Here is a 20,504-nt window from a genome sequence, read left to right as displayed (position 1 = left end):
AGATTGAAACATTTGAGTTAGCAACGCGAGATATATGCGATCGCTTCCTGATTCCCGAAAAACTCTACGGTCGAGAAACTGAAGTACAAACCCTGTTGAATGCCTTCGACCGGGTGGCAAATGGCACATCAGAATTAATGCTGGTTGCGGGTTTTTCCGGGATTGGTAAAACGGCAGTCGTCAACGAGGTGCATAAACCGATTGTCCGGCAACGGGGATATTTCATTAAAGGCAAATTCGACCAGTTCAACCGCAATATTCCTTTTTCGGCATTTGTCCAGGCATTCCGCGATTTTATGGGACAATTGCTATCAGAATCGGATGCTGAGTTACAAAGCTGGAAAACCAGGATTCTGTCAGCAGTTGGAGACAACGGGCAAGTCTTGATTGACGTAATTCCTGAAGTAGAAAGCATTATTGGCACTCAACCTCCTGCACAAGAACTATCAGGAAGTGCGGCACAGAATCGCTTCAATCTGCTAATGCAGAAATTTGTGCAAGTTTTTACCACAAAAGAACATCCCTTGGTGATGTTTTTGGACGATTTGCAGTGGGCGGATTCAGCATCACTAAAGCTGTTACAACTGTTGATGGAGGATACAGGGCATTTATTGGTGTTGGGTGCTTATCGGGATAATGAAGTGTCGCCAGTTCATCCGTTGATTTTGACAGTGGATGAGATTGTTAAGTCTGGGGCGAGGGTGAATACGATTACGCTGCAACCGTTGAGTTTAGGGGATATGAATCAGTTGGTGGCAGAGACGCTGAACTGCGATTTACCTATTGCTCAACCCTTGACAGAATTGGTGTATCAAAAAACTAAGGGTAATCCCTTCTTTGCCACACAGTTCCTTAAGGCATTACATGACGATGGGTTGATTACCTTTGATGGGAATATACGGTATTGGCAGTGCGATATTGCTCAAGTCAGAGCTTTAGCTATCACCGATGATGTGGTGGAGTTTATGGCACTGCAGTTGCAGAAGCTACCGATCGCAACTCAGGCTGTCCTGAAGTTGGCGGCTTGTATTGGCGCTCAGTTTGATTTAGCTACTTTGGCGATCGTTTCCGAAAAGTTACCCGAAGAAACGGCGGCTGATTTGTGGAAAGCGTTACAAGAAGGCTTGCTCGTCCCCACCACCGAAATCTATAAATTCTTCACTAACCTTGATAATTTCGCTACTGTCAACCAAGCTGCTAATGCAAATTACAAATTCCTACACGATCGCGTCCAGCAAGCTGCCTATTCGCTAATTCCTGATTTAGATAAAAAAGCAACCCATCTCAAAATCGGACAATTACTTCAGCACAATTATTCAGAAATAGAGCAAGAGGAAAAACTATTTGATATTGTCGGTCATTTGAATCGAGGAATTGAGTTAATTACTCAACCGAGGGAACGGGAAAAATTAGCTCAACTAAATTTAGAAGCCGGACGCAAGGCCCGAAATTCTACAGCTTATGCTGCGGCAAGAGTCTATCTGCAAATGGGAATTGGGCTATTATCACTGGATTGTTGGCAAAGCCAGTATGAATTGACTTTGAACCTCTATGTTGCCTCCACCGAAGCCGCCTATTTGAATGCTGACCTTGATGGCATGGAAGAGATGGCAGCACTGGTGTTGCAAGAAGCTAAGACAATTTTAGAGAAAGTTAAAATTTATGTAATTAAAATCGCCGCACGGTCAGCCCAAGGCAAGGTGTTGGAAGCGATCGCGGTAGCAAGAGATACACTCTTGCAATTGGGAGTTGAATTCCCTACGGAACCTGACGAAGCCACGATTGGCAAAGCGCTACAAGCCCTGGCTAGCCAACTAAGCGGCAGACGGATTGAGGAACTGGCTGACCTGCCACCAATCGCCGATCCCCAAGCGCCAGCAGCCCTCCAACTGTTAGGACTGTTGTTTACACCCATTTTCCAGGGAATGCCCGGTTTGCTGCCCCTACTGAGTTCCACTATGGTGAGTTTATCGCTCCAATTTGGGAATGCACCCGCATCGACGGTAGGGTATGCGATTCACGGACTGGTGTTGTGTGCCTTTTTGGGAGATGTGGAAACCGGCTATGCGTTTGGTAAATTGGCACTCTCATTGCTGGAGCGGTTGAATGTACGGGAATTCAAGTCTATAATTCTGGTTCTGTTTGGGTGTTTTATTCAGCATCGCCAAGAAGCTATAAGGGCAACGATACCGACCCTGAAAGATGGCTATCTAGCTGGCATGGAAACTGCCGCTTTTCTCTACGCTGGCTACAACATAAATGTTTACTTTTATGCCCATTTCTTCGGTGGGGTAGAACTAGACACTTGGGAAACTGAAATAGTAAGTTACAGCGCTGCCTTGGCTCAGGTGAAGCAATATTCTGCCCAGGCTTTGTTGGATATGACGCAGCCGTTGGTTTATAACTTGAGGGAAACTGTAAGTCAACCGGATTGCTTAATCGGCTCTGCCTACGATGAAACGGTGATGATTCCTCAGCACCATCAGAATAATGAACTCACCGCGATCGCTTGTGCCTACATCTACAAACTGTTGCTTGCTTACTTATGGGGTAATTACACGGCTGCCCTAGACCACATGGCTCAAAGCAAACAGTATTTGATGGCAGTATCGGGATTGGTTTTTGTTCCCGCTTTCCATTTCTATGCCGCCCTCACCCACCTAGCACTTTTCCGCACACAGCCAGAAATTGAGCAAGCTTCCATTCTTGCCTCTGTGGAAACCCATCAAACCACTCTGCAACAGTGGGCGCAAAATGCTCCGATGAATCATCTGCATAAATGGTATTTAGTTGAGGCTGAACGGAAACGTGTTTTGGGCAATAAATTAGAAGCAATAGATTTGTACGATCGCGCAATCTCCCTCGCTAAAGAAAATCAATTCCTCAACGAAGAAGCACTAGCTAATGAACTAGCAGCGAAATTTTACCTGGAATGGGATAAAGAAAAATTTGCCCAAGTTTATGCGATTGAGGCTTACTACGCCTACAGTCGTTGGGGAGCAAAAGCTAAAGTTGACGATCTGGAAAAATGTTATCCCCAACTCCTCGCTCCCATCCTTCAGCAATCTCGTTCCTTGACCTCGTTCGAGGGAACTATCTCTCTGGGAACGATCGCTTCAAGTCACACTTCTAGTAGCGTCTCTGAAGTTCTAGATTTGGCTACTCTAGTCAAAGCCTCTCAAGCCATTTCTGGGGAGATTGAACTAGATAAACTCCTGACTACTCTCCTAAAAATAGTAATTACGAACGCTGGGGCCGATAAGTGTGTCTTATTGCTAAAACAAGATGTTGAGTTACAAGTAGTAGCCCTTGTAGAAGAGGAACAGGAACCGCAACTATTACCATCAATGCCTCTACAATCAAGTCAGGATGTGGCGATTAGTTTGGTTAATACTGTCAAACGGAGTTTGAAACCTCTGGTACTTGTCGATGCGAGGATAAATCCTCAGTTTGCAGGCGATCGCTATATTGAACAGCATCAGCCGAAAAGTGTTCTTTGTAGTCCAATTCTTAATCAAGGCAAGTTGATTGGAATTTTATATCTCGAAAATAACCTGACGGTGGGGGCGTTCACGAGCGATCGCGTTGAAGTGCTGAATCTAATTTGCTCTCAAGCTGCCATTTCTTTGGAAAATGCCCGTCTTTATCAAGAATCCCAACAAGCCCTTACAGACCTCAAACAGGCACAACTAAAAATAGTCCAAAGTGAAAAAATGTCGGCATTGGGCAATTTAGTAGCTGGGGTCGCTCACGAAATCAACAACCCTGTAGGATTCCTTGCTGGCAACATTACCCCTGCTTTAGATTACATTAATGATTTGTTTGGATTGCTCGATCTATTTGAGCAAGAATATCCTAATTACACTGCGGCAATTCAAGAGGAAATTGAAGCGATAGACCTCGATTATATCCGGGAAGACTTACCAAAGTTAGTGGGTTCCATGAGCGAAGGAGTGAAGCGAATCAAAGGCATCAGCACCAGTCTTCGCATCTTTTCCCGTGCCGATAGCGATCGCCCCGTTGCCTGCAATATCCACGACGGCATTGATAGCACAATTATGATCCTAAAACATCGCCTCAAGGCAAACGACACTCGCCCTGAGATTCAAGTCATTAAAGAGTATGGTGATTTACCGGAAGTAGAATGTTATGCAGGACAGATCAATCAGGTATTTATGAATTTGTTGGCTAATGCGATAGATGCTTTAGAAGAATCAAATACGGGACGTAGTTATGCTGAAATCAAAATTAATCAGAATCAAATTATTATCAAGACTGAATTATCGGCAGATCGGCAGAAAGCAATAATTCGGATCAAAGATAACGGTATTGGCATGAGTGAGACGGTGAGGCAGAAGGTTTTTGAGGATTTATTTACTACCAAGGGAGTAGGGAAAGGCACGGGATTGGGTTTGGCGATCGCGCGTCAGATTGTAGTTGAGAAACATCACGGAGAAATTAAAGTTGATTCTGTCCCTAGCGAGGGGACTGTGTTTTCGATCACTATCCCTGTCATCTAAGGGAATATAATAGAATTCAATATTATATCAACACATTTGAAACACTATTAAATTAACGATGAAATCAAAGTTGATTCTGTCCCTAGCGAGGGGACTGTGTTTTCGATCACTATCCCTGTCATCTAAGGGAATATAATAGAACTCAATATTATATCAACACATTTGAAACACTACCCAATTAACGATTACCAAACATCAGGATGGCTCACCTTATTTCGGTAAATTTCCAAGTGAACCATTATCTAGGTATAACATGAATCCAAATAAAACCATACCTTTAAGACTTGTGCTAGTAGTTCCGTTTGTATTGCAAGTCTTTGCCACCGTCGGACTGACTGGCTATCTGTCCCTGCGAAATGGACAGATAGCCGTCAATGATGTTTCTAGTCAGTTGCGTGAAGAGATCGGCGATCGCATTAACCAGCAAGTCCTGAGCTATTTGGAAAGACCTTATATTGCTGGACAAGCGATCGTCGCGGCTGCTCAAGAGGGGCAGTTAGATTTAACAGATGTCACCAAACTAGAACGGACTTTCTGGCGGTTAGTTAGCCAAGGTACGATCGAATTTATGCAAATTGGCTTGGCTGATGGCACGGGTATCACCTTAGAGAATACACTCAAGGACGGCATCGTTTCTCGTATTGGTTCCAAAGCGAATCTACCTCAGCGTGAAATCTACCAACTGAACGAGCGAGGTCAACAAACTAGGTTGGTAGAAACTCAAGCAAAGTTTGACCCCCGGACTCGACCCTGGTATAAAACTGCACAGAAAGCCGGAAAACCAACCTGGTCATCTCAGCCCTATTTAAGCCAGGTGGATAAATTGGTGACAATTTCTCTATCTCAGCCAATCTACGACAACAATCGAGTATTGTTGGGAATTCAAAACAGTAACTTTCGGATTAGCAAGATTCATACCTTTCTCAGTCAGCTAAAGGTGGGTCAAACAGGACAAACATTTATCATCGATCACTCCGGCAACTTGATTGCCAGTTCAAAGATCGAAAATCCTTACATTATTGACCTTAAAAAACAGGATTTGCAACAAATTCCTGCCGTCAAGTCTGAAAATTCTGTAATTAGTGCCACAGCGCAAGCAATCCTCGATCGATTTGGTAACTTTAACGCCATTACACAGAGTCAACAGCTTGATTTTTGGCTGGCAAATCAGCATCAGTTAGTTCAAGTTTCAGCCATTCGAGACGAACGAGGTATCGATTGGCTCAGCGTCATTGTCGTGCCCGAATCAGATTTCATGGCACAAATTAATGCCAACACCCGCACCACTATTCTGCTCTGTTTGGTGGCGTTGGGTTTGGCAACTATTCTAGGCATCTATACTTCTCGCTGGATTACCAGTCCGATTCTGAAATTACAAAAGGCAAGTGAGGCGATCGCATCTGGCGCTCTTGACCAAACAGTGGCAGTTAAAGGGATTGATGAATTAGAAGCCCTGGCTGGTTCCTTTAACCAAATGGCAGGACAATTGCGAACTTCCTTTACAGAACTAGAAACTCGTGTAGAAGAACGCACCGCCGAACTCACTATTGCCAAAGAAGCTGCCGATAATGCCAACCAAGCCAAGAGCGATTTCCTCGCCAACATGAGCCACGAACTTCGCACACCTCTCAACGGGATTCTCGGCTATGCCCAAATTCTCGAACGTACCAAAACTATACCCGAACAAGAACGTCATGGTATAAATATCATCCACCAATGCGGTTCTCATCTACTAACATTAATCAACGATATTTTAGACCTTTCCAAAATCGAAGCCCGCAAACTAGAACTTACCTCCCAAGCCATTCACTTGCCATTTTTCCTGCAAGGAGTAGTAGAAATCTGTCGAGTGCGTTCAGACCAAAAAGGTATCGAGTTCATTTATCAACCAGATACAAACTTACCCACAGGAATTATAACTGACGAAAAACGGCTCCGCCAAGTGCTACTCAATCTCTTAGGAAATTCGATTAAATTCACCGATAAAGGCAGCGTGACCCTCAAGGTAGAAGTGATTGAATCAAATGCAACGATGCCATTGCCTCAGCTTAAATTTCAAGTGATCGATACAGGAGTTGGCATCGCATCTGACCAAGTAAACAAACTATTCCAAGCATTTGAACAAGTAGGCGATCGCAAACGCCACGCGGAAGGCACAGGCTTAGGTTTAGCCATCAGTCAAAGAATTGTGGAATTGATGGGCGGAAAAATTCAAGTTGAAAGCCATCTGGGAATAGGCAGTAACTTCTACTTTGAAATAGCACTGGCGATCGCCACCGACTGGGCACAAAAAAGTTCAGCCAAAGACGGGCGCACAATTATCGGCTATGAAGGGCCACCACGCCACATATTGATCGTGGATGACCGTTGGGAAAATCGGTCAGTATTGGCGAACCTGCTACAGCCTCTAGGGTTCACATTTACTGAAGCGGAGAACGGTCAAAAAGGCTTAGAAAAAGCTATAGAAAAACTGCCAGATTTAGTTATAGCTGACTTAGCGATGCCAGTAATGGATGGCTTTGAAATGCTCAAAAAGTTACGAAAATTGGAGGATATCAAGCATTTACGGGTGATACTATCTTCGGCATCGGTGGCAGAAATAGACCAGCATAAAAGCTTAGATATGGGTGGAGATGACTTTCTGGCCAAACCCGTTGATGCAGAGGAGTTGTTGACTTTGCTTGCCAAACATTTACAACTCATCTGGAAATATGATGTAACTGAGTTAACAACAAGAAATAATGAAGTATCTACGAAAGAACTAATTCCCCCATCGGCGGCGGACTTGCAAATTTTACTAGAACTGGCACAGGATGGCTTCCTCAGAGAATTGGCAGAAACCGCCGCTCAAATTGGGCAAAAGGATCAGCGCTATCAGCCATTTATTCAGCAAGTAATACAATTAGCTAAGCAATTCCAAACTGAGAAGATCGAGGAATTAATTCAACAATATCTCACTAATAATAATTAAAAGTTGGATGGCTATGACTATGACCACAGGTTTAACAGGCTTAATTTTAATTGTTGATGATACTCCCACCAATTTGGATGTCATCTCGGAAGCGTTGAGTAATGCGGGGTATAAGGTGGCGATCGCTACCAGTGGCGAACGCGCTCTGCAACAAGTTGAGCGGCGACCGCCCGATCTGATTTTACTGGATGTGATGATGCCGGGAATTGATGGATTTGAAACCTGTCAACGCCTTAAAGCTAATTCCAAAACTTGCGATATTCCAGTTATGTTCATGACCGCTCTGGGTGATGTAGACAACAAAGTTAAAGGGCTTAACCTTGGTGCAGTAGACTACGTTACCAAGCCCTTCCAAGAACAAGAAGTGTTAGCGCGAGTGAAAACTCATTTACAGTTGCGTCTCTTGACTAAAAACTTAGAACAGCAAATTGCTCAAAAAACTGCTGAATTACAAGCAGCTCATATCCAAGTCATTCAACGCGAAAAATTGTCTGCTTTGGGTAACTTGGTGGCTGGTGTTGCCCACGAAATTAATAACCCCGTTGGCTTTCTTTATGGCAATATTCAGCCCGCTTTAGACTACATCAAAGATTTGTTTGGATTGCTCGATCTATTTCAGCAAGAATCTGCTAATTTCAGTGTGGCAATTCAAGAGGAAATTGAAGCGATTGACCTCGACTACATCCGTGAAGACTTACCTAAGTTAGTTGGCTCGATGCAAGAAGGAGTAAACCGGCTTAAAGACATTAGCATCAGCTTGCGGACATTCTCGCGTGCTGATAGCGATCGCCCCGTTGCCTGCAATATCCACGACGGCATTGATAGCACAATTATGATCCTCAAACATCGCCTCAAGGCAAACGACACTCGCCCTGAGATTCAAGTCATTAAAGAGTATGGTGATTTACCGGAAGTAGAATGCTATGCAGGACAGATCAATCAGGTATTTATGAATTTGTTGGCTAATGCGATCGATGCTTTAGAAGAATCAAATACGGGACGTAGTTATGCAGAAATCAAAATTAATCAGAATCAAATTATCATCGAGACTGAATTATCGGAAGATCGGCAGAAAGCAATAATTCGGATCAAAGATAACGGTGTTGGCATGAGTGAGACGGTGAGGCAGAAGGTTTTTGACCACTTATTTACAACTAAAGGTGTGGGTAAAGGCACGGGGTTGGGATTGGCGATCGCACGGCAGATTGTAGTTGAAAAACACGGCGGTACCATCGAGGTAAATTCTGTATTGGGAGAAGGGACGGAGTTTACGATCTCATTGCCTACAAACGGATGAAGTTAATTATGCGCTCGCCGCATTTAACTCTTACACACAGAGGCGCACATTAATTTTTAGCAGTCAATATTTGAGATGAGGATAGCCAAAATGAATGCAGGTATAGATTTAACCAGTTCAATTGCCGGATACCGTCTAATCGAGCAACTGTACAGTGGTTCTAAAACTCTGGTTTATCGAGCCAGTCGAGAAATCGATCGGCTTCCAGTTGTCATTAAACTATTAAATCGAGACTATCCCAGTTTCAGCGAACTGCTGCAATTCCGCAACCAGTATACTATCGCCAAAAATCTACGTCTGCCGGGAGTTGTTGAACCTTACAGTCTGGAATCCTACCGCAATAGCTATGCCCTAGTAATGGAGGATTTTGGCGGTATTTCTCTACGAGACTACGCCCAAGAACGCAAGCTGACTCTAGCAGAAATATTGGAAATTGCCATTCAAATAACTGACATTCTTGACGGATTGTACCGAAACAGAGTCATTCACAAAGATATTAAGCCAGCTAACGTTCTGATTCATCCCGAAACCAAACAAGTCAAACTAATTGACTTTAGCATCGCCTCCCTACTGCCGAGAGAAACTCAAGAAATTCAAAATCCCAACATCTTAGAAGGAACCCTCGCCTATATTTCTCCCGAACAAACCGGACGAATGAACCGAGGCATCGACTACCGCACAGACTTTTATTCTCTGGGAGCCACCTTTTACGAACTGCTGGCAGGAAAACTGCCATTTGAATGTGACGACCCGATGGAGTTGGTTCACTGCCATATTGCTAAACAACCTCGTGCAATAAACAGCCAAGAAATCCCGCAGGTAGTTTCGGATATGGTGATGAAGCTGATGGCGAAGAATGCCGAAAAACGCTATCAAAGTGCCAAGGGATTGAAACATGACTTAGAAAAGTGTTTGCAACAGTACCAAGAAACTGGAAAAATTGAAAGCTTTGAATTAGGAACGCGGGATATATGCGATCGCTTCCTGATTCCCGACAAACTCTATGGACGAGAAACTGAAGTAAAAACGCTCATACAAGCCTTTGAAAGAGTCAGCGAAGGTGCAACAGAAATTATGCTAGTAGCAGGTATTTCAGGAATTGGAAAAACCGCAGTTATAAACGAAGTTCATAAACCCATAGTGCGGCAACGGGGTTATTTTATTAAAGGAAAATATGACCAATTTCATCGCAACATTCCCTTCAGCGCATTTGTGCAAGCATTCCGCGATTTAATGGGGCAATTGCTATCCGAATCAGATGGGCAATTAGAAACATGGAACAGCCAGATATTAACTGCATTAGGAGACAACGGACAAGTCTTAATTGACGTAATTCCTGAGTTGGAAAATATTATCGGTAAACAGCCAGCCGCCATTGAATTATCGGGAACAGCCGCCCAAAATCGCTTTAATCTCCTGTTTCAAAAATTTGTGCAAGTCTTTACCAGTAAAGAACATCCATTAGTCATGTTTTTAGATGACTTGCAATGGGCCGATTCCGCATCACTGAACTTGCTTAAATTATTGATGCAAGATGCTGGGTATCTATTAATATTAGGTGCGTATCGAGATAATGAAGTCTCTCCCGTACATCCATTCATTTTAACAGTGGATGAAATTGTCAAAACTGGGGCAACGGTGCATACAATTACTTTACCACCCTTAAGGCAACCTGATATGAATCAGTTGGTGGCAGATACACTGAATTGTGAATCATCTCTAGCCCAGCCTTTAACAAAATTGGTCTATCAAAAAACTCAAGGTAATCCTTTTTTTGCGACCCAGTTTCTCAAAGCATTACATGATGACAAGTTAATTAGCTTTGATTTCGAGATTCAATATTGGCAATGCGATATTGCCCAACTGAAGGCCTTAGCAATTACTGATGATGTCGTTGAATTCATGGCATTGCAATTACAGAAATTGCCCAGAGAAACTCAGGATAGTCTCAAACTAGCGGCTTGTATAGGGGCGCAGTTTGATTTGAATACCTTAGCAATTGTCAGTGAGAAATCACCAGACAGTAGCGCCACAGCTTTATGGAAAGCCTTGCAGGAAGGTTTGGTAATTCCTACTACCGAAATCTATAAGTTCTTTACCCAATCTGATAGCGAGGAACTTTTCAATGATTCCGCTAATCCGACTTATCGATTTTTACACGATCGCGTCCAACAAGCGGCTTATTCATTGATTCCTGACGAGCAAAAACAGCAGACCCATTATCATATTGGACAACTACTCCAACAAAACTTATCAGAAATCGAAAAAGAGGAAAAGCTGTTTGATATTGTCGGGCATTTGAATTTAGGAATTGAGTTCATGACTCAAGCAAAAGAACGGGAAGCCTTAGCCAGATTGAACTTAGCAGCCGGAGAGAAAGCCAGAAATTCTACAGCCTATGCAGCGGCCAGAAGTTTTGTGAAAACCGGGCTGGAGTTACTCACAGAAAATAGTTGGCAAACTCAGTATGAATTAACCCTAAATCTTTATGTGGCTGCGGCTGAAACTGCCTACTTGAATGCCGATTTTGATGGCATGGAAGAAATGGCAGCAGAAGTTTTGCAAGAGGCCAAAACAATACTAGACAAAGTAAAGATATTTGAGATTCAAATTAACGCCCTGACAACTCAGAGTAAGGCATTAGAAGCGATCGCTATCGGCACCAATACCCTAGCACAATTGGGGATTGAACTCCCCTATGAAACAGACGAAACCTTGACACGCATTGCATTACAAAACCTTGCCGACCAACTGGAGGGCAAACAGATTGAGGAACTGGTGAACCTTCCCGTGATGAGCGATCCTCGGACAATCGCGGCGATGCAATTGTTAGGCATCTTGTTTGCGGCTATTTTTATGGGAAATCCTGCCTTGCAACCTCTACTTTGTGCCACAATGGTCAGTCTATCACTTGAATTTGGCAATGCACCAGGATCGACGATCGGGTATGTGGGTTATGGCATTGTGCTGTCTGGTTTTTGCGGAGAAGTAGAAAAGGGTTATCGCTTTGGGCGAGTAGCACTGGGCTTACTCAATCAGTTTAATTGGCGGGAATTTAAATGTATCACTTTACTTTGGTTTGGCTGTTTTCTCCAGCATCGTCAAGAAGCACTGAGGGCAACAATCCCAACGGCGAAAGAAGGCTATTTAGTCGGAATGGAAACTGGTGATTTTTTCAATGGTGGCTACAGCATCATCAGTTATTTCTATAATAATTTTTTTGCAGGAGTAGAGATTGATGCTTGGGAAGCAGAAATAGAAAATTACTGTGTTGCTTTAGCGACTGTGAAGCAATATTCTCCTATAGTTTACCTGAAAATGACACAACAGACGGTGCAGAACTTGAGGAAAATTGTCTATCAACCGGATTTGTTAATCGGTCAGGCTTATGATGAAACCGTGATGTTTCCTCAGCATAATCAGAATAGTGAGCTTCCTGCACTCACTCTTGCCTATAACTACAAAATAATGCTTGCCTATCTCTTTGGCAACTACACCAACGCCCTAGACTACATTGCCCAAGCAAGCCTCTATTTGAGGGTAGCGGCAGCAATGATTCATACTCCGGTTTTCCATTTCTATGCCGGGTTAACCTCCTTGGCACTATGCTCTACGCAGTCAGAAGTTGAGCAAGCGAACACTCTCGCTTTGGCAGAAACCCATCAAACCACTCTCGCTCAATGGGCACACCAGGCCCCGATGAATTACCAACATAAAGTTGATTTAGTAGAAGCAGAAAAATGCCGAGTTTTAGGCAAGAATTATGAAGCTGGAGATTGGTACGATCGCGCAATTTCCGGAGCCAAGAAAAACGAATATATCCCAGAAGAAGGTTTAGCTAACGAACTAGCTGCGAAATTCTACTTAGATTGGGGGAAAGAAAAAGTTGCACAATCTTACATGATTGAGGCGTATTACTGTTATTCGCGTTGGGGTGCAAAGGCTAAAGTCGCTTATTTAGAACGCCACTATCCACAACTACTGAAAGCTATTCTCCAACCTGCTAATTTTGTCGTCACATCTGGAACAACCCTCAACCCCACCTGGATGAGAAGCCTAACTAGCGTCAGTAGTAGCGAGAATTTATGGTTAGATTTTCCAGCAGTAATGATGGCGGCACAAGCCATTTCACAAGAAATTGAATTAGAGAAACTGTTAGCCACTTTGATGCAGATTACGCTTGCGAATGGGGGAGCAGAAATCGGTTGTTTAGTGCTTCGCCAAGACCAACAATGGTTAATCGTCGCTCAAACCGCACAAAAGCAGACAAAAATATTAGAAATTCCTCTGGAACAATATCAGGAAATTCCTCAGAGTTTGATTTATGCGGTGGCACGAACTCAAGCGACGGCTGTTTTTGACAACTTAAGTACAGCAGACCAATTTGCAGGCGATCGCTATATTATCGCTCATCAACCTAAATCAGTTTTATGTACTCCAATTATTCGGCAAGGAAAACTCGTCGGTATTGTGTACTTAGAAAATAACTTAACACTGGGAGCATTTACTAATGAGCGAGTAGAAATTCTCCAGATACTCGCAGCTCAAGCGGCGATCTCTATTGATAATGCTCGTTTATATAAAGAAATAGAGAAATATTCCCAAAGCTTAGAAGCAGAAGTAGCGCAAAAAACGGAAGATTTAAGCCAAAAAGCTTTTGATTTAGAGCAAGCCTTTAAAAACTTACAACAAACCCAAGCACAATTAATTCAGAGCGAAAAAATGTCATCTCTCGGTCAACTGGTAGCTGGAATTGCTCACGAAATTAATAATCCAATAACATTTATTCGTAGTAATCTCGCACATACAGAGCATTATGTCAAAGATTTGCTTATTTTACTTGGTATTTATCAACAAGAGTATCCTGAACCCAGTGGAGTAATTCAAGTGAAAATAAAAGAAATGGAGTTAGATTTTATCTGGAAAGATTTAATTAAAATTCTGGAATCAATGAAAACAGGGAGCGATCGCATTAGCCAAATTATTCTGAGTTTGCGTAACTTTTCCCGCTTAGATGAAGCCGACATGAAAGCAGTAGATTTACATACCGGAATAGAAAGCACTTTGCTAATTTTACAAACTCGCTTAAGACTGAGCGATGGCCCATCAGAAATACAAGTTATTAAAGAGTATGGAAATCTGCCCCATGTAATTTGTTATGCTAGTGAGATAAATCAAGTATTTCTCAGTATTATCAGTAACGCTATTGATGCTCTTCAATCAATTAATAACACAGAAAAAAATCCTCTAATCATGATTCAGACTGAAGTCATAGAAAAAGACAGGGTTAGAATTAAAATCTATGATAATGGTCCCGGTATCCCGGCGAATATTCAATCCCGAATATTCGATCCATTTTTTACAACTAAACCAGTGGGTAGCGGTACAGGTTTGGGTTTATCTGTTAGCTATGGTATTGTCAAAAAACATGGCGGTAAATTAACCTGTAATTCTAGAGTTGGAAATGGTACAGAGTTAGCGATCGAGATTCCTATCACCTATATTAGAGCCTAAAGAAGCTTCTTACTGCTACGCCCGTTGGGATGTAAAACAAAAAATATTTGATCATTTATTGACGACGAAAGCAGTGGGCAAAGGAACGGGTTTAGGATTGGCGATCGCACGTCAAATCGTTGTCGAAAAACATAGCGGTTCTATTCACATCAACTCTCCACTGGGAGCCGGAACAGAATTTATCATCACCTTACCCACTAATGCCTAACAAAAAAGTTAATTTTTTTATCTTCTTCAGACCCATTTAACCGCTCCTTAACCCACCAATTATTAAATAACAACAACCATGAATAACTCTCACCAAAACCGCAACCCAAACACAAGCATTCAAATTCCTAACTATCAAATTCTCCAAACAGTTTATTCAGGAAGTCGCACCTTAGTTTATCGGGCCATCCGTACCAGTGACCGATTACCTGTCGTCATCAAACTGCTGAAAAACGAGTATCCCACCTTTAGCGAGCTGGTGCAATTTCGCAATCAATATACCATTGCTAAAAACCTTTGTCAACCGGGAATTATCCAAACGTATAGTCTCGAACCCTATCGAAATGGCTATGCATTAGTCATGGAAGACTTTGGGGGAATTTCGCTTCAGGAATGGGCGATTAAAGGGAAAAACGCACTATCTTTGAGAGAGTTTTTGGAAATCGCGATCGCGCTATGCAATACCTTAGATATTCTCTACCGAGAGCGCATTATTCACAAAGACATCAAACCCAGCAATATCTTAATTAATCCCGAAACCAAACAAGTCAAATTAATTGACTTTAGTATTGCGTCTTTACTTCCAAGAGAAACACAAACTTTGATAAATCCCAATGTATTAGAAGGGACACTTGCTTATATTTCCCCAGAACAAACTGGTCGAATGAATCGGGGGATTGACTATCGAAGTGACTTTGATTCTTTGGGTGTAACTTTATACGAATTACTCACAGGGAAATTACCATTTGAATCAAATGACCCAATGGAGTTGGTACATTGTCATATTGCCAAAGCAGCACCATTAGTACATGAAAATAACCCACAACTCCCCTCGGTAGTCTCAGAGATTGTCAGTAAATTGATGGCAAAAAACGCCGAAGATAGATATCAAAGTGCATTAGGACTGAAATATGATTTAAAAAAATGTTTACATCAACTACAAAAAACTGAGAAAATTCAGAGCTTTAAAATTGCACAACGGGATAGGAGCGATCGCTTCATCATCCCCGACAAACTCTACGGACGAGAAACTGAAGCAGAAACTTTACTGCAAGCATTTGAGCGAGTCAGTCTTGGTGCAACAGAAATGATGCTGGTAGCAGGTTTTTCGGGTATTGGTAAAACCGCCGTTGTCAATGAAGTTCATAAACCAATTGTTCGGCAACGCGGTTATTTTATCAAAGGAAAATTTGATCAATTTCAACGCAATATTCCCTTCTCAGCTTTTGTCCAAGCATTTCGGGATTTAATGGGGCAATTGTTAACCGAAAGTGATGTCCAACTAGAGCAATGGAAAAATCAAATATTAGAAACTGTCGGAAACAACGGTCAGGTAATTATTGAAGTCATTCCCGAATTAGAAAAAATCATTGGTGAACAACCACTAGCAGTAGAATTATCAGGAACAGCAGCCCAAAATCGCTTTAATTTATTGTTTCAAAAATTCACCCAAGTTTTTACTAGCGCCAAACATCCATTAGTGATATTTTTAGATGATTTACAATGGGCTGATTCAGCATCATTAAAGTTGATGCAGCTATTAATGGCTGATACAGATCATCTTTTCATCATGGGTGCCTATCGGGATAACGAAGTCAATCCCGCCCATCCATTAATGCTGACTTTGAGCGAAATTCAAAAAAAACCAGCAGCCATTAATACTATTACTTTAACACCCCTGAGTCAATCCCAAATCAATCAATTAGTCGCTGATACCCTAAAAATAACCGAAAATTTGGCATTACCCCTTTCACAATTAGTTTATCAAAAAACTAAAGGCAACCCATTTTTTGCCACCCAATTTCTCAAAGCCCTACACGAAGAAAATCTCATTCAATTTAACTTGGAGTTAGGCTGTTGGGAATGCGATCTGTCCAAAATTAATCAACAAGCCTTGACCGATGATGTTGTAGAATTTATGGCGTTGCAGTTAGAGAAGTTACCCTTAGTAACCCAGAATATTCTGAAGTTAGCCGCTTGTATTGGCAATCAGTTCGATCTAGCAACATTAGCAATTGTTTCAGAACACTCAGATGTAGAAACCGCAGCCAATTTATGGAAATCATTACAAGAAGGTTTGATTTTACCGATCGGTGATGTTTATAAATTTTATGTAGGGGAAGAAAGTCAAGCTGTTACCTCAGAAAAGTCTCAAAATGTTACCTACAAATTTTTACACGATCGCGTTCAACAAGCAGCCTATTCCCTAATTCCACCCGACCAAAAACAGGCGACTCATTACCAAATCGGACAACTGCTGCTGCAAGAGATTTCGGCACAAGCAAGAGAAGACCGTATTTTTGAAATTGTCAATCAATTAAATCACAGAACTGCTTTAATTACCAAACCAACAGAACGAGAAGAATTAGCCCAACTCAATTTAATTGCCTGTCGCAAAGCCAAAACTTCAACCGCCTATCAAGCCGCCCATGAATATGCCACAGTGGGATTGTCTTTGTTGGAAAAAAATACTTGGCAGCAGCAGTATGAAATGACCCTAGCCTTGTATGAATTAGCAGCGGAAGTGGCAATGCTAAACGGTAATTTTGAGGCGATGGAACAGTTCATTGATATTGTCATTCAACAGGCACGCTCCTTACCTGAAAAAGTCAACGTTTACTGCTTTAGAATTCAATCTCATATTTCCCAAAGTAAATTAACCTCAGCGATCGCGCTCGCCCAACCAGTCTTACAACAGCTTGGCGTCACCTTTCCTGAAACACCGACACCATCAGATCTTCAACAGGAAATCCAACAGATTGAGGCACTCATTGGAGATAGGGAAATCGCTGATTTGGTTCACTTGCCTGAAATGACAGATGCAGAAAAACTCGGTACTCTTAAAATTGTCAATTTCCTTATCCCGGCAGCTTATCTCTCTGGATCTGCGCTGTACCCATTGTTGAATAGTTTGTCCGTTAAACTATCAATTCAGTACGGTAACACATCGACTTCTGCTTTAGGCTATGCAACCTATGGCAATATTCTTTGCCATTTCTTACAAGCCATAGATAAAGGATCGCAGTTTGGTTCCCTAGCACTCCAAATTATCTCAAAACTCGATGCTAAAGCAAGTAAAACAGATGTTTTGATGATCTTGGGGATATTTATTGTACACCGCAAATCTCACATTAAAGAAACACTACCCCTGTTGCAAGAGGGTTACACCAGTGCCTTAGAATTTGGAAACGTGGTACTTGCTGGATATAATGGGCACACTTTTTGCCTCAATTCTTTTTGGTGTGGTCAATCCCTGGCTAGCTTAGAGCAGGAAATTTGCGCTTACTGCCATAGTTTGATGCAATTAAATCAATTGACAACCGCAAATTATTGCCGGATCTATTGGCAGCCTGTTTTAAATTTGCTAGGTCTTGCAGAACATACCACCCTTTTGTCTGGGAAAGCCCTTGAAGAAACAGAATTTCTCCAGCAGCTACAATCTGCCAAGGATGGATATGGATTGTATATTTTCCATTTGTATAAACTGCTGCTTTGTTTCTTGTTTGGAGAAATTGAGCCTGCGAAAAATCATGCTATTGAAGTCAGGCGCTATTTTATGGCTGGTGCGGGATTAGTCAGCGAACCAGTATTTTATCTTTATGAGTCTCTGCTAACTCTGGCACAATTGAATCCACACTTAGATGAAACATCAGAAGCATTGCAGGGTGTCCTAGAAAACCAAACCAAGTTACAGCAATGGGCGTCTCATGCACCCATGAATTATCAACATAAGGTTGATTTGGTAGCGGCAGAAAAAGGTCGAGTGTTAGGACAAAAAGCCGAAGCAATTGAGTTTTACGACAAGGCGATTTCTCTTGCCAAAGCGAACGAATATACCCAAGAAGAAGCACTTGCTAACGAACTGGCTGCTAAATTCTACCTAGATTGGGGCAAAGAGCGCATAGCCGGGGAATACATGATTGCAGCCTACTATGCCTATGCTCGTTGGGGTGCAAAAGCCAAAGTTGCTGACCTAGAAGCTCGCTATCGGCAACTGCTTGCACCTATATTAGAGCAAATCCGTTCTCCTCTCTCCACTCACGAAACTATCTTCACTTTGGGGAGTATTACCTCCACCAGTTCTGCCACATCCAGTAGTAGTGTTTCTGTGGCTTTAGATTTAGCTGCTATTCTCAAAGCTTCCCAAGCAATATCCGGTGAAATCGAACTCGAAAAGCTACTTTCATCGTTGCTTTCAATCGTCATTGAAAATGCGGGGGCGGATAAATGCGTGTTCATGCTCTTGCGAGACGATCGCCTGTTAATTAAAGGGTCAATTACCGAGGGTTCAAAGCCAGTTGTCTTGCAGCGTCTTCCCATTGAAGAGAGTCAAGAAATTCCCCTGAAGCTGATTTACCAAGTCAAGCACAACAGGCAGACTGTTGTGCTGCTGGATGCGACGACCGAGCGGACTTTAATAAATGACCCATATATCATGCGTCAGCAGCCGAAGAGTATCTTGTGTAGCCCGATTTTGCATCAAGGGAAGCTGATGGGCATTTTATATCTAGAAAACAATTTAGTTACGGGAGCATTTACAAGCGATCGCGTTGAACTACTTAACTTACTTTGCGCTCAAGCGGCGATTTCCTTAGAAAATGCTCGACTTTACGAGCGATCTCAGAACTATGCTCAACAGCTAGAACAGTCTCTGGAAGAGTTAAAAAATAGTGAAGCCCGCTTTCAGAAACTTGCCAATAACGTACCTGGCTTGATTTATCAGATTCGGATTCAAGCCGATGGTTCTGCTTCAGTGCCCTACGTCAGTTCTGGATGTCAAACACTCTATGAAGTGGCGGCAGAGGATGTGATGGTAGGAAAATACAGCCTACGCGATTTTGAACATCCCGACGATCGAGCAGAGGCGTTTCGGGCAGTTATCGAGTCCGCTCAAACGCTCACCCCATTTCAACATGAGTGGCGGATTATTACTCCCAGTGGGAAAGTGAAATGGGTGAAAGCCGCTGCTCAGCCAGAACGTAGAGAAGACGGAGAAACCGTTTGGGATGGAATGCTGATTGATATTACCGCTCGCAAGCAAGCAGAAGCAGGTGTGATTCAAAAATCACAGGAACTCGAACAGACTCTGGCAGATTTGCAGAACACCCAACTGCAAATGGTGCAAAGCGAAAAAATGGCATCACTCGGAAATCTGGTAGCGGGTGTTGCTCATGAAATCAATAACCCCGTGGGCTTTATTTGGGGCAATTTGAATGAAACCCAGCAAACGGTGGAAGACTTAGTGGAGCATCTCAATCTCTATCGCGATCGCGCTCCAGAAACAGAGGTTGCAGACCATGCCGAAGATATCGATTTAGACTATATCATCGAAGACTTGCCTAAAATGATTGACTCCATGAAAGTGGGATGCGATCGCATTAAAAGTATCAGCACTTCGCTCCGCACCTTTTCTAGAGCTGACAAAGACTATAAAGCGCCCTTCAACATCCACGAGGGCATAGATAGTACGCTCTTAATTCTCAAATATCGATTGAAAGCGAACGATGAGCGACCCGCCATTGAAATAGTGAAAGACTACGGCAATATTCCGGCGATCGAATGCTTCCCGGGACAGCTTAACCAGGTGTTTATGAACATTCTAGCCAATGCGATTGATGCGTTAGATGAATCAAATACTGGTCGAAGTTTTGCGGAAATTCAGGCGAATCCCAACCGCATTACAATTACAACCTCACTAGAAGATAACCAGGCGAAAATTACCATTACTGATAATGGAAAGGGTATGAGTGAATCAGTCAAAGAGAAAATATTCGATCATTTGTTTACGACGAAAGCGGTAGGGAAAGGAACGGGATTAGGATTGGCGATCGCACGGTTGATTGTAGTTGAGCAACACTTTGGTATGCTCGAAGTCAACTCAACTTTAGGTCGCGGTACAGAATTTATAATTTCACTGCCATGTTGAGCATTAGCTGGGTAATTTATAGCCAATTTTGGGATTTTTCTTGAAAATTGAAAGTTTTTTACACCCCAC

General features: G+C 42.5%; 5 protein-coding genes and 1 pseudogene. All 6 read left to right on the top strand.

Annotation, left to right across the window (positions count from 1 at the left end):
- Positions 1-4,520: AAA family ATPase (locus QUB25_RS20405; protein WP_333185495.1), on the top strand; the 4,520-nt coding region annotated here is incomplete at its 5' end.
- A 253-nt stretch (positions 4,521-4,773) separates the two neighbouring features.
- Positions 4,774-7,491, top strand: a complete 2,718-nt coding sequence (locus QUB25_RS20400) for an ATP-binding protein (protein WP_333185493.1) — start codon at positions 4,774-4,776, stop codon at positions 7,489-7,491.
- A 13-nt stretch (positions 7,492-7,504) separates the two neighbouring features.
- Positions 7,505-8,788, top strand: a complete 1,284-nt coding sequence (locus QUB25_RS20395) for a response regulator (RefSeq protein WP_333185491.1) — start codon at positions 7,505-7,507, stop codon at positions 8,786-8,788.
- 90 nt (positions 8,789-8,878) lie between these two features.
- A complete protein-coding gene (locus tag QUB25_RS20390) occupies positions 8,879-14,302 on the top strand; it encodes an AAA family ATPase (protein ID WP_333185489.1) in 5,424 nt (1,807 codons plus the stop codon).
- A gap of 31 nt (positions 14,303-14,333) precedes the next feature.
- A pseudogene (locus QUB25_RS20385) lies at positions 14,334-14,510 on the top strand (ATP-binding protein); the annotation flags it as partial.
- A gap of 78 nt (positions 14,511-14,588) precedes the next feature.
- Positions 14,589-20,435 (top strand): AAA family ATPase, encoded by a 5,847-nt coding sequence (locus tag QUB25_RS20380; RefSeq protein ID WP_333185486.1) that lies wholly within the window; start codon positions 14,589-14,591, stop codon positions 20,433-20,435.
- Positions 20,436-20,504 lie beyond the last annotated feature (69 nt).

The sequence above is a fragment of the Microcoleus sp. B3-D7 genome (assembly GCF_036705305.1).
GTDB lineage: Bacteria > Cyanobacteriota > Cyanobacteriia > Cyanobacteriales > Microcoleaceae > Microcoleus.
The sequence above is the reverse complement of the archived record's forward strand: the minus strand, read 5'-3'. Positions and strand labels throughout refer to the sequence as shown.

Excerpts from the sequence above, each read along its gene's own strand:
- QUB25_RS20400 (WP_333185493.1), top strand. The coding sequence starts at position 4,774 with ATGAATCCAAATAAAACCATACCTTTAAGACTTGTGCTAGTAGTTCCG.
- QUB25_RS20395 (WP_333185491.1), top strand. The coding sequence starts at position 7,505 with ATGACTATGACCACAGGTTTAACAGGCTTAATTTTAATTGTTGATGAT.
- QUB25_RS20390 (WP_333185489.1), top strand. The coding sequence starts at position 8,879 with ATGAATGCAGGTATAGATTTAACCAGTTCAATTGCCGGATACCGTCTA.
- QUB25_RS20380 (WP_333185486.1), top strand. The coding sequence starts at position 14,589 with ATGAATAACTCTCACCAAAACCGCAACCCAAACACAAGCATTCAAATT.